This is a genomic window from Shewanella sp. MF05960, from assembly GCF_050849305.1.
GTDB lineage: Bacteria > Pseudomonadota > Gammaproteobacteria > Enterobacterales > Shewanellaceae > Shewanella.
Map to the genome: position 1 here is coordinate 18,112 of NZ_JBOZPS010000005.1, position 12,761 is coordinate 30,872.

At 42.0% G+C, this 12,761-nt stretch carries 12 protein-coding genes; 6 read left to right on the top strand and 6 right to left on the bottom strand.

Annotated elements, in window-relative coordinates; genetic code table 11:
* Positions 1-31: 31 nt before the first annotated feature.
* Complete coding sequence (locus tag ACROAE_RS06360) at positions 32-697, bottom strand: rRNA large subunit pseudouridine synthase E (RefSeq protein ID WP_432400157.1); 666 nt, start codon at positions 695-697, stop codon at positions 32-34.
* A gap of 393 nt (positions 698-1,090) precedes the next feature.
* Between ACROAE_RS06360 and ACROAE_RS06365 the strand changes: the two genes are divergently transcribed.
* Positions 1,091-3,316, top strand: coding sequence for an NADP-dependent isocitrate dehydrogenase (locus ACROAE_RS06365; RefSeq protein ID WP_432400158.1), 2,226 nt, complete (start codon positions 1,091-1,093; stop codon positions 3,314-3,316).
* Positions 3,317-3,477: 161 nt separating this feature from the next.
* Here ACROAE_RS06365 and cspD read toward each other — a convergent pair whose 3' ends face one another.
* Positions 3,478-3,684, bottom strand: coding sequence for a cold shock domain-containing protein CspD (gene cspD, locus ACROAE_RS06370; protein ID WP_011637711.1), 207 nt, complete (start codon positions 3,682-3,684; stop codon positions 3,478-3,480).
* 196 nt (positions 3,685-3,880) lie between these two features.
* Between cspD and clpS the strand changes: the two genes are divergently transcribed.
* Positions 3,881-4,189, top strand: a complete 309-nt coding sequence (gene clpS / locus ACROAE_RS06375) for an ATP-dependent Clp protease adapter ClpS (RefSeq protein ID WP_188952464.1) — start codon at positions 3,881-3,883, stop codon at positions 4,187-4,189.
* 43 nt (positions 4,190-4,232) lie between these two features.
* Complete coding sequence (gene clpA / locus ACROAE_RS06380) at positions 4,233-6,491, top strand: ATP-dependent Clp protease ATP-binding subunit ClpA (RefSeq protein ID WP_432400159.1); 2,259 nt, start codon at positions 4,233-4,235, stop codon at positions 6,489-6,491.
* Between the two features lie 273 nt (positions 6,492-6,764).
* On the opposite strand, the gene infA is transcribed toward clpA, so the two are convergent.
* The 3 genes from infA to aat form a co-directional block, all read right to left on the bottom strand.
* Entirely contained in the window at positions 6,765-6,983 is a 219-nt protein-coding gene (gene infA / locus ACROAE_RS06385) for a translation initiation factor IF-1 (protein WP_011496276.1), read from the bottom strand.
* A gap of 78 nt (positions 6,984-7,061) precedes the next feature.
* A complete protein-coding gene (locus ACROAE_RS06390; RefSeq protein WP_432400160.1) occupies positions 7,062-7,781 on the bottom strand; it encodes an arginyltransferase in 720 nt (239 codons plus the stop codon).
* Positions 7,771-8,478, bottom strand: a complete 708-nt coding sequence (aat, locus tag ACROAE_RS06395; protein ID WP_432400161.1) for a leucyl/phenylalanyl-tRNA--protein transferase — start codon at positions 8,476-8,478, stop codon at positions 7,771-7,773. Before aat ends, ACROAE_RS06390 begins: the two co-directional genes overlap by 11 nt.
* 52 nt (positions 8,479-8,530) lie before the next feature.
* Here aat and ACROAE_RS06400 point away from each other — a divergent pair, with 52 nt between their 5' ends.
* A complete protein-coding gene (locus ACROAE_RS06400) occupies positions 8,531-9,019 on the top strand; it encodes a glycine zipper 2TM domain-containing protein (protein WP_432400162.1) in 489 nt (162 codons plus the stop codon).
* A 139-nt stretch (positions 9,020-9,158) separates the two neighbouring features.
* Here ACROAE_RS06400 and ACROAE_RS06405 read toward each other — a convergent pair whose 3' ends face one another.
* Positions 9,159-9,494, bottom strand: a complete 336-nt coding sequence (locus ACROAE_RS06405) for a hypothetical protein (RefSeq protein ID WP_432400163.1) — start codon at positions 9,492-9,494, stop codon at positions 9,159-9,161.
* A 337-nt stretch (positions 9,495-9,831) separates the two neighbouring features.
* On the opposite strand from ACROAE_RS06405, the gene ACROAE_RS06410 reads away from it, so the two are divergent.
* Complete coding sequence (locus ACROAE_RS06410; RefSeq protein ID WP_432400349.1) at positions 9,832-10,584, top strand: Nif3-like dinuclear metal center hexameric protein; 753 nt, start codon at positions 9,832-9,834, stop codon at positions 10,582-10,584.
* Between the two features lie 58 nt (positions 10,585-10,642).
* On the top strand, positions 10,643-12,589 hold the full coding sequence (locus ACROAE_RS06415) for a monovalent cation:proton antiporter-2 (CPA2) family protein (RefSeq protein ID WP_432400164.1): 1,947 nt from the start codon (positions 10,643-10,645) through the stop codon (positions 12,587-12,589).
* The last annotated feature ends 172 nt before the right edge of the window (positions 12,590-12,761 follow it).

Genomic DNA, 12,761 nt, shown 5'->3' on the forward strand with positions numbered 1-12,761 from the left:
TGATAATGCGATTACCGTTAGGTTGAATCGCCTATTGACTGAGTTGTGAATATTGCCCAGTAGGCAAATCATCTAGACACCATTGACCTATTTTATAACGGATTAATCTTAAGGTTGGGTGACCTACATGGGCTGTCATCCGCCTGACTTGGCGATTACGTCCTTCACAAATTTGTACTTCAAGCCAGGTTGTTGGAATGGATTTGCGCTCGCGTACGGGGGGCACTCGTGGCCAAATGTCGGGTGAGTCCATCACTCTGACCATAGCGGGTAGGGTCATACCATCTTTAAGCTCAACGCCATCACACAATGCTTTGATTGCTGCGTCTGTTGGTTCGCCTTCGACTTGCACCCAATAGGTTTTAAAGGTTTTTTTATTGGGCTGAGTCAACTTCGCTTGCAGCTTGCCATCGTTAGTGAGCAGTAATAATCCTTCACTGTCACGGTCTAGTCGTCCAGCGGCATATACATCAGGGACCGGAATAAAGTCTTTTAGCGTTTGCCGGCCTGCTTCATCAGTAAATTGGCACAATACATCAAAAGGCTTATTAAATAACACGATAACAGGGTGTTTAGCCGCTGGCTTGGTGCTTGCTTTACGCTGTGCCCCGCGATGTTGTGAGTGGTTAGCACCTGCTGAACCGGTGGTTTTAGCGGTGCTTTTTTTGAATGAGCTGAATTTACCGACATTTGACATAAAGGTTTGGATAATATCCTTTGTTGAATACGAGTGAGCAATTGTTGAGTGAATCTTGAGCGATTTTAAAATATTTAATCTTAGTTTACTGTGTATTCGCTATTAGTGGAATTTGAAAATTGCCCAGAATGATCTATGATGTCCGCCTAAAAATTGTGATCTGTACCTAATTTATCATTCGCGGCGGTTGTTTTTATTCAAAGTAAGCGCGGCGATGGCGTCAAAACATAATAAAAAATGGGATAGGGGATTTCACATACTTAATTCACACAGGGTGTGTGCTGTAGTTGCAAATCAAGGTTCACTCCGGTGAGTGTTATCCACCAAAGCCCGTCAAATGCTTACACAATTTATTCTAATAAATTATTAATTTACAATAATGTAGGAAAAAAAATGAAAGATAACACTCCAACGATCATATACACAGAAACTGATGAAGCCCCAGCACTTGCTACTCTGTCTTTATTGCCTATTATCCGTACCTTTACTGACGCAGCAGGCGTAAAAGTAGAAACGCGTGATATTTCTTTGTCAGGTCGTGTTATTGCTAACTTCCCTGAAAATTTAACCGCAGAGCAAAAAATTGCTGATGCGTTAACAGAATTAGGCGAATTGGCGAATAAGCCAGAAGCCAACATCATTAAATTACCAAACATCAGTGCGTCAGTTCCGCAATTAAAAGCGTGTATCGCTGAGTTACAAGCTAAAGGTTATGACATCCCTAACTATCCGGATGAGCCAAAGACTGATGCTGAAGTAGAAGCTAAATCGCGTTACGACAAAATTAAAGGCAGTGCGGTAAACCCAGTATTGCGTGAAGGTAACTCTGATCGTCGTGCGCCTACTTCTGTTAAAAACTACGCTAAGAAAAATCCACATTCAATGGGCAAATGGGCAAGTGATTCACAATCTCACGTAGCACACATGAATGAAGGCGATTTTTACGGTAGCGAGCAATCTGTAACGTTACCAACAGCCGATAAAGTGAATATCGTACTGACACAAGCTGACGGTAAAGAAGTTGTGCTTAAGAGTGGCCTAGCGTTACTTGCTGATGAAGTGATTGACTCAGCTGTCATGAGCAAAAAAGCATTAGTTGATTTTTATACTCGTGAAATTGAAGCGGCTAAATCAGAAGATGTTTTATTATCGCTTCACTTAAAAGCCACCATGATGAAAGTGTCTGACCCTATTTTCTTTGGTCACGCTGTTAAAGTGTTCTTTAAAGATGTATTTGCTAAACACGGTGCATTATTTGCTGAACTAGGTGTTGACGTAAATAACGGCTTTGGTGATGTGTATGCCAAAATCAAGTCACTTCCTGATGCAAAACGTAACGAAATTGAAGCTGACATCGCTGCGGTATATGCTGCACGTCCTGCATTAGCAATGGTTGATTCAGACAAAGGCATCACTAACCTACACGTACCAAGTGACATCATTATTGATGCTTCTATGCCTGCAGCGATCCGCTCATCGGGTAAAATGTGGGGCCCAGACGGCCAGTTACAAGACACTAAAGCAATGATCCCAGATCGTTGTTACGCTGGTGTGTATCAAGAAACTATCGCTTTTTGTAAGAAGCATGGTGCATTTGACCCAACGACAATGGGCAGCGTGCCTAACGTAGGTCTTATGGCTCAAAAAGCTGAAGAATATGGTAGCCATGATAAAACATTCGAGATCGGCGCTGCGGGTACTGTGAATGTGGTTAACCAAGCTGGCGATGTGCTAATGAGCCACAACGTTGAAGCTGGCGATGTTTACCGTATGTGTCAAGTAAAAGACGCACCAATTCTTGACTGGGTTAAGTTAGCGGTTAGACGTTCACGTTTAAGCAATACTCCAGCGATTTTCTGGTTAGACAGCGCTCGTGCACACGATGCTGAATTAATCAAAAAAGTGACTAAATACCTAGCGGCAGAAGATACTTCTGGGTTAGACATTCAAATTATGTCTCCTGTTGATGCAACTCGCGTGACCTTAGAGCGTATCATTAAAGGTGAAGATACGATTTCTGTTACCGGTAACGTATTGCGTGACTATTTAACGGATTTGTTCCCAATTCTTGAATTAGGCACAAGTGCTAAAATGCTTTCAATTGTACCGTTAATGAATGGTGGCGGATTATTTGAAACGGGCGCGGGTGGTAGTGCACCTAAACACGTTCAACAGGTAGAAAAAGAAGGCCACTTACGTTGGGATTCTTTAGGTGAGTTTTTAGCGCTTGCAGCTTCTTTAGAGCACTTAAGCCAAACGGCAAACAACCCTAAAGCACAAGTATTGGCTGACACGTTGGATGTCGCGATTGGTGAGTTTTTAGACAGCAACAAGTCGCCATCTCGTCGTGTGGGTGAGTTAGACAACCGTGGCAGTCACTTCTACCTTGGTTTGTATTGGGCAAATGCCTTAGTTAAGCAAACCGTAGACACTCAGTTAGCTGAACATTTTGCACCTTTAGCACAATCGTTAGCGGCGAACGAAGCGGTTATTTTAGCTGAGTTAAATGGTTCACAAGGTCCAGCAGTTGATTTAGGCGGTTACTATCGTTTAGATGCGGCAAAAGCTGAAAAAGCCATGCGTCCAAGTCCAACATTAAACCAATTTATTATTGGTTAATGGTTAATTGTGTCGGGTCATTATTGCGTCAACGTAGTTATGACCCGGTTATCTAAAAGATAAAGCTCAATAATAAATAAATTGATCGTTGAGCTTAAATTTTAGGCAATAAAAAAGACAGGGATTAAAATCCCTGTCTTTTTGTTTTATAGTCTCACCTACTATATTGTAGGAGAGATGGCTGAAGCATGCATTCCTTTAGGGCCTTCTTCAACTTCGAAGCAAACAGGTTGACCTGCTTTTAAGGTACGATAACCTTCCATTTCGATTGTTGAATAGTGCGCAAATACATCTTCGCCACCCTGATCAGGGCAAATAAACCCGAATCCTTTGGCGTTGTTGAACCACTTTACAGTTCCGTTTGCCATACTTCCACTTCCTTCTGTTGTCTACTTACCAGTAAGATAGTAAAACTTATTATCCAGCGGTCTAGTATTCGCCGCCTACCAAACAGAATGAAATTTGTACGAAAAGATGTCAAGCGAAAATTAACATAAACACAACATTTAATTAATTTAATAATATCAAGTGGTCGGGAACCAAACGAGAGGCTAGTATTAAACAATGGCAAAATTAGGCAGTGTAGAACATATTGAGGAAAAGGTTGAATCTGAGCTACAACCACCCCATATGTATAAAGTGGTGCTAAACAATGATGATTACACCCCGATGGATTTTGTAGTTGAAGTGTTACAACGCTTCTTTGAGAAAAACGAGCAGCAAGCTGTTGATATCATGTTGGCGATACATCACCAGGGCAAAGGATTGTGTGGCGTTTTCCCTTTTGGGATAGCCGAAACAAAAGTATTTCAAGTAAATCAGTTTGCAAGAGAAAACCAACATCCGTTACTGTGTACATTAGAGAAAGCATAAAAATCGTTTTCTTACAGTCTGTGGTTAAATTTAGGGGGTGCTTATGCTGAACAAAGATCTGGAAGTCACCTTGAACCTAGCGTTTCAGCAAGCTAGAGATTCACGTCATGAATACATGACGGTAGAACATTTATTATTAGCGCTTATTGATAATCCTGCAGCATACGAGGCGCTCATCGCCTGCGGTGCGGATGTCAATCGTCTCCGTGAAGAAGTGGCTAATTTCATTCAACAAACCACACCCATTATTGCCGAGTCATCTGAAGAGCGTGAAACCCAGCCTACATTAGGGTTTCAGCGCGTACTTCAACGGGCAGTATTTCATGTGCAATCTTCTGGTCGCGACGAAGTGACTGGTGCCAATGTGTTAGTGGCTATTTTTAGTGAGCAAGAATCACAAGCTGTGTATTTGTTACGCCGCAGTGAAATTACTCGTCTTGATGTAGTTAATTTCATTTCACATGGCATGGGTAAAGATGAAGATTCTGGCGAGTCGTCAGATCAAGATCGCATTGATGATCAATCTGAAAATAGTGAAGATCGCAGCATGTTGGCGCAATTTGCTTCTAACCTCAACCAACTGGCTAAAGAAGGCTCGATTGACCCATTAATTGGGCGTGATGCTGAAATCGAGCGAGCCATTCAAACATTGTGTCGTCGCCGTAAAAATAATCCGTTATTAGTCGGTGAAGCGGGAGTGGGTAAAACGGCCATTGCTGAAGGTCTTGCATATCTTATTGTGAATGAACAAGTTCCAGAAGTGATGGCGAATGCCACTGTGTATTCACTTGACCTGGGTTCCTTGTTAGCGGGCACTAAATATCGCGGCGATTTCGAAAAACGTTTTAAGAGTTTATTAAAAGAATTGTCTGCTGATGAACATGCTATTTTATTCATCGATGAAATCCATACCATAATTGGTGCAGGTGCGGCATCTGGTGGTGTTATGGATGCTTCTAACTTATTAAAGCCCTTGTTATCGAGTGGTAAGTTGCGCTGTATGGGCTCGACGACGTTCCAAGAATATCAAAGTATTTTTGAGAAAGATCGTGCTTTAGCACGCCGCTTCCAAAAAATTGATATTAATGAGCCGTCAGTGGCCGAAACCACCAAAATATTGATGGGGCTTAAATCTAAATACGAAGAATACCATGGCGTACGTTATACCCAAGCTGCAATCAGCAGTGCGGCTATTTTGTCGGCGAAACACATCAACGATCGTCATTTACCTGACAAAGCGATTGATGTTATTGACGAAGCTGGCGCACGCATGGTGATGATGCCGCAAAGTAAACGTAAAAAGACCATTGGTCAGGCAGAGATTGAAGCAATCATCGCGAAATTGGCGCGTATTCCTGAGAAGTCGGTATCGTCTACTGACAAGGATATGTTACGTAACCTTGAACGCAACCTTAAGATGGTGGTCTTTGGGCAAGACAAAGCGATTGAGAGCCTTAGCGCTGCCATACGCTTATCGCGCAGCGGTTTAGGTTCAGAGAAAAAGCCTGTTGGTAGTTTTATGTTTGCTGGCCCAACTGGGGTCGGTAAAACCGAAGTCACCAATCAATTGGCTAACTGTCTTAACCTGAAACTCATTCGCTTTGATATGTCTGAGTATATGGAGCGTCATACCGTATCGCGTTTAATCGGTGCTCCTCCGGGCTATGTAGGTTACGACCAAGGTGGTTTGCTCACTGATGCTGTGATTAAAAATCCGCATTGTGTGGTACTACTGGATGAAATTGAAAAAGCACATCCAGATGTATTCAACTTGTTATTACAAGTCATGGATCACGGTACATTGACCGATAATAACGGCCGAAAAGCCGATTTTAGAAATGTCACCTTAGTCATGACCACGAATGCGGGCGTACAAGAAACGATCCGTAAGTCGATTGGTTTTAGACAACAAGATCATACTCAAGATGCATTAGCTGAAATCAATAAAATGTTTTCACCTGAGTTCCGTAATCGCTTAGATTCGATTGTGTGGTTTAATCATTTAGACATGACCGTCATTGCAAAAGTGGTTGATAAGTTCTTAGTTGAGTTGCAAGCACAGCTTGATGATAAACGTGTAACGTTAGATGTTACTGACGAAGCGCGTACCTTGTTAGCTGAAAAGGGTTATGACAAGTCAATGGGCGCACGCCCTATGTCTCGTGTTGTTACTGAACTCATTAAGCGTCCACTGGCAGACGAAATCTTATTTGGTGTACTTGAGCGTGGTGGTATTGCTCATATTGATGTCAAAGACGGTGAGATTAATATTGATTGTGAGGCCACTGAAAAAGTGTCTTAAGCGTCAGTAATGCTTTTAATTTGGCAATAAAAAGATGACCGTTTGGTCATCTTTTTTTATCTGCGAGCTTTTTGTCCGCGAGATGTATCGACGTTAATGATACCCATCACATTAATTATGTAATCCGTAAAAAGCATTACACTTTTTACGCGGCATGGATCCGGTTGGATGTTTCTGCCTGACTAGATAATGAATACGATTGGTAGCATGTCATTAGACTCAACAACAAAAAAACCGACTGACAGTCGGCTTTTACAATGTTGAGGCTAGCGATTAACGTGCGCGGAAGACGATACGACCTTTTGATAAGTCATAAGGAGTCAGCTGAACCGTGACTTTGTCACCCGTTAAAATACGGATGTAGTTTTTGCGCATTTTGCCAGAGATGTGGGCTATCACCACATGTCCATTTTCAAGCTCTACGCGGAACATTGTGTTTGGCAAGGTCTCAAGGATAGTGCCCTGCATTTCAATGTTGTCTTCTTTCGCCATTAATAAGTTATCCCATTAGCCTTCAAATTTGAAAAATCGGGCGTATCATGCCCCAAAATCGCCTAACTGTAAAGGCCGTTAACAAGAAAGAGGTTCAAGTTCTTCGCCAATTTGCCAACCTTGTGGTGTTAATATTTGATAAGGTCGATATTGGCGCTTGTAACGCATTTTCCGATTTTGATCAATTTGATAGCCTAAATACAAAAATCGTTTACCCATCGATTTTGCTAATTGACATTGAATTAAAATCATCAAGGATCCTAATGACCTTTCGGCATAGTCGGGATCAAAGTAACTGTAAATTGCAGAGAAGCTATGCGCCATATTATCGGTGACAGCAACCCCTATCAATTGCTCCTTATCAAAGACTTCGATAAACATAGGTGGTAGCCAGTCAGACAGTAAAAAGTCGTCGTACTGGCTCTGTGAGGCCGGAAACATAGGCCCATCGTAGTGGCGTTCGGTTATGTATCGCTGATAAAGCTCAAAGTGCTCAGGACGTGTTTGATAGCTTACTTTCCAATGTAAATCTTGATTATTCTTCAAGGTTCTTTTTTGACGTTTAGAAAGCACAAAATCGTGCACATTTAGACGTATAGATTGGCAAGCATTACAGCTTGGGCAGCGGGGTTTATAAATTGAATTGCCATTTCGACGAAAGCCCATGCCCAGTAATTGTTCAAATAATGCCCCGTCAATATGCGGTTCTTGAATGATCAATAACTGCTCTTTATTGCCTTCGATATAATTACAATCAAAAGGCTGACTTATGCCTACGTTGACGGATTTAGAATTCAATTAACACCTCTTGTGGAGTCCAAATAGACGCTGATATTGACTGTTCTCGATGTTGGCGTAATAAAGTTAAAAAGTCACATCTAGGCAAGGCTTTGGCGCCTAAACTGATTAAATGCGGGTTCATGACTTGCGCGTCAATCAAACGAAAATCATGTTTAACTACGTGTTGATTGAGTATAGCAAATGCCGCTTTTGATGCATTAGTTTGCCGATGGAACATCGATTCACCGCAAAATATGCCTCCGACAGGGATACCATACAAACCGCCAACAAGCTGTTCACCATCCCACACTTCAATTGAATGCGCTTTACCTTGCAGGTGTAATTCATAATAGGCCATTTGGATTTCAGCTGTAATCCAGGTGCCATCTTGAGCACTTCTCGGCGCAGCGCAGCCGGCTAATACATCTAAAAATGCATGATTGATAGTGTATCGCCAGCTCGACTTTTTAAGGAACTTAAGCAGACTTTTACTGCCAAAAGGATGTGTCGGTATAAATACGGCGCGAGGATCTGGAGACCACCATAGAATAGGGTCTTGTGCGTTAAACCACGGAAAAATACCCTGGTAATAAGCTTGTTGTAAACGCTTCGGTTGCAAGTCACCCCCTATGGCCAATAAACCATTAGGATCAGTGAGTGCATGCTCTGGCGGCGGAAAGCTTATAGATTCATTTAAATAAGACAGTGAGTTCACAATTGAGTATATTAATTGGCATACCTTGTCGTTAACTTAGCGGAAAATAGCGATGTTTAAAATCATAACCGTCACAGGAAAGAGCATTTTTGCAGTATTGCTGACATTTTGCTTATTTAATAGCCAGGCACAAGCCGCTTACGAGCGTAATCAAGCCGTTCCTGTTGAGAAAGTCCTGTATGGCACAATTGAAAGTGTTAGGCATGTGAGCGAAAAACAATTGGTAGAAGACAGCCACAGTGGTTGGAAAACCTTTGGCGGTGCCTTAATTGGTGGTGTGATTGGTCATCAATTTGGTGGCGGTTCTGGCCAAGATGTTGCGACAGTTCTGGGCGCGCTTATTGGCGGCGGTTTAGGCAGTCAACATGGGCGTTCAGCTTATTATCTAGAAAATAAATTAGTAGAATTAATGATAACCCAAGAAGATGGCAACCAAGTGATGGTAATCCAAGACCTGGACCCTGGCATGAGTTTCAATGCCGGTGATGAGGTGAGGGTCGTTTATTTAACCGGTTACGTTCGTGTCGATTTAGCGATGTAGTGATGTAGCAGAGAGTTACATCCTATAACCTGCAGTGAACACTGTGATTGCAGAGGTATTAACGTAAGCGAAAACAAAAGGAGCCGCGGCTCCTTTTGTTTTGATTCTTATTTACAGGTAACGTTTACCTCGTAAATAATTAGAATCCACGCGGTAATGTTTGACTACCTGCCGTCGTTTCAAGCTTTAAGCGCCACAACTGTTTAGGGGTCAATCCACCTGATGTTGTTTTCGCTTTTTTACTGGGTTGTTTTTTTACTGCAGCTTGGATTTGAGTAGCAGGTTTTACAGCTGCAATAGCATGTGTTGCACAGTGTTCTGCATGCATGCTTTCAAGCTCGCTAAAACGAACCGATTTAGCGCCGTCAATTTTATACCAGCTACCAGCTTGCTCAATCGATACTGCTTTGCCTGATTGTTTTTCAAGGGCAAGTTGCAGTTGGCTGATGACCTCTTCTTTAGTCAATGTTGTCATAGTTAATAACCTATTTGTTATCATGTTAAATGAAGGTTGTGACTAATTTTAAAGTGTTAACACTACAAAAGTCCAATATGTGACTTTAGTTGTCGGTTTAATGCTCAAAAAGTAGGAATTATCAGCATTTATCACTGAAATAGTTTAAATGCTCGAGCATGAGTAACACAAACCCCGATTGCGGATATACAATATGGCTATGCATTTTTCTCAAAATTAATACTGTTTTTTGTCTACATCGCTATTTTTATGTGCGGTGTCATTAAGATCTTTTGAAACGACGATGTCTCAATTTTATAGGAATATTATGTCCACACATTATCCAGGTCAGTCAGCGATCACCCGCCAAGATTTAGCCGCCTATTTAGACAGCTTTTTAAATGTTTCTGCTTTTAAAGATTACGCCCCCAACGGTTTACAAGTGCAAGGTAAGTCAACTATTCGCACCATCGTGACCGGTGTAACGGCATGCCAGGCACTGATAGAACAAGCTGCTGCGGTTAATGCTGATGCGATTTTGGTTCACCATGGTTTTTTTTGGAAAAATGAGCCTGAAATTATTACCGGGATGAAATACCGCCGTATTAAGGCTTTAATGGATAACGACATCAGTTTATTTGGTTATCATTTACCCTTAGATGCGCATCATGGCATTGGTAATAATGCTCAGTTAGCATATCAATTGGGGATTTTAAGCCCGCGAGTATATGAACCCATAGCGCAAGATTTACTGTGGCATGGACACCTAGAACATCCTGTTACGGCAAGTGAGTTTTGCCAATTACTCAATAACGTGCTTAAGCGTGAACCATTGCATATTGGCGATAACAGCAAACCTATTTCAACAGTGGCGTGGTGTACCGGTGGAGCGCAAGATTATATTGATCAAGCCGCACAAATGGGGGTGGATGCCTTTATTAGTGGAGAAGTATCAGAGCGTACTTACCATGCCGCGATGGAACAAGGAATACATTATTTTGCGGCAGGCCATCATGCAACAGAACAATTTGGCATTCAGGCATTGGGTCAACATTTAGCCAGTAAGTTTGATTTAACCCACCATTTCATCGACATCACTAATCCTGTTTAGTGGTGATGTAATGCTGTTAAGTTGCCTAACGTTATGCTTTGTTTGATAAGGATAGTGAATGACTGAATACTTTTTGCAGGCTTTTATATATTTAACTGCGGCTGTCATTGCCGTTCCATTGGCCAATAAACTTGGTTTGGGCTCAGTGTTAGGTTATTTAATTGCTGGTGTAGTCATTGGTCCGATAGTCGGTTTAGTGGGCAACGAAACCAATACCATTCAACACTTTGCCGAATTTGGTGTCGTGATGATGTTATTTTTGGTCGGTTTAGAACTTGAGCCGAAAATGCTTTGGGCGATGCGTAATCGACTTTTAGGCCTAGGAGGATTACAAGTCGGTGGCTCAGTGGTTGCGGTAATGGCCTGCGCGATTTATGCCGGTTATCAAACCAGTATTGCACTCTCAATAGGATTAATTTTTTCGTTATCGTCGACAGCGATTGTATTGCAAACCCTGTCAGAAAAACGTCTTAATAAAACGCATGCAGGCAAAAATGCCTTTTCGGTGTTGCTGTTCCAAGATATTGCCGTTATTCCGATGCTGGCGTTTATTCCCTTATTGGCATTACCTGAATTAGTCGAAAAAGCCCAGGCAGCAGCCAGTAACTTGAGTGAGCAGCATGAACAGCTTAGTTTGGTGGCATCATTACCGGGTTGGGCCTATGCCATAGTGCTGTTACTGGCAATTGCCGTTGTGGTGCTGGGCGGACATTACCTGAGCCGGCCACTGTTTAAAATGGTCGCAGAGTCTGGCGCACGTGAAATATCTACCGCTGCGGCATTAATGCTGGTGATTGGTATCGCGGCGTTAATGAGTTTAGTGGGGATTTCTCCGGCTTTAGGGACATTCTTAGCGGGTGTTGTATTAGCCAACAGTGAGTTTAAACACGAGTTAGAAGCCAATATTGGGCCTTTTAAAGGGCTATTGTTAGGACTGTTCTTTATCACTGTAGGCGCAGGTATCGATTTTGCCGTGTTATTTGCTGATTTTGGCGAAATAATATTAATCACGTTAGGTGTGATGCTTATAAAAGCACTCGTGCTGTTTGTATTAGCCTTAATATTTAGAATTAAAGGCAGTGACCGATGGTTATTTGCATTAAGCCTTGCGCAAGCTGGAGAGTTTGGCTTTGTATTATTAAGCTTCAGTGTGCAGCAACATGTTATCCCAACTGACTTAGCACAGACGTTATCTATCGTCGTTGCCTTGTCGATGTTTTTAACCCCAGGCTTATTTATCTTATTTGATAAAGTGATTTACCCGCGTTTTCAAGTTAAAACCAATCAACGTGAACAAGATAATATAGACGATGAGGGTACCGTGATTATTGCCGGTATTGGCCGTTTTGGCCAAGTGGTAAACCGTTTTCTTATTTCAAATAATATTAAAACCGTTGTGCTGGATTATCAGGTATCACAAGTGGATACCATCAGGCGGATCAATACGAAAGCCTATTACGGAGATGCAACGCGCCCAGATTTGCTGAAAACGGCGGGCATTGAAGATGCCTCTTTATTTGTGGTGGCGATTGACAACCGAGAGAGCAGTGTAGAGTTAGTGAAATATTTGCATCATAGTTATCCTAAACTCAAAATTGTCGCCAGAGCGTTCGACAGAGGGCATGGACACTTGCTTAAAGAGGCTGGGGCAGATGTGGTTGAGTCAGAAACGCACCATTCTGCACTCGAACTGAGTGTATCGTCTTTGCAGTTACTTGGGCACAGTGAAGAATATGCCATGAGGCGCAAAGCTACTTACAAACGTGTAGAAAAAGAAGCATCAAAGCGTCTTTATGATTTTTGGCTAAAAGAATCAGCAGGGGAGCGTTTTAGTAATGACTTTATTAAGTTATTTATGTTGTATGAAGAACGCTTAAAGCAAGCCATGGATGAAGATAATGCTGCTCATCAAGATGATACTGATATCGCAAATCTACACAATGATGATACCGCTGAAGTGATAACCGATGTTGAAAATAAAAATGATACTCAAGCAACCACTTAAGTCAGAGTCTGATCTGTCACATCTGTCTACAATTGCTGATAGGTGTATATATCGGGCTAACCAATCTCATAAGCTAATCACTTTAGCCAATTAACAAAAAGACCGCCGGAGCGGTCTTTTTAATTTATCGGTTTAGTCCTCGAATATATCTATCATAAGGACTAAACAGCAA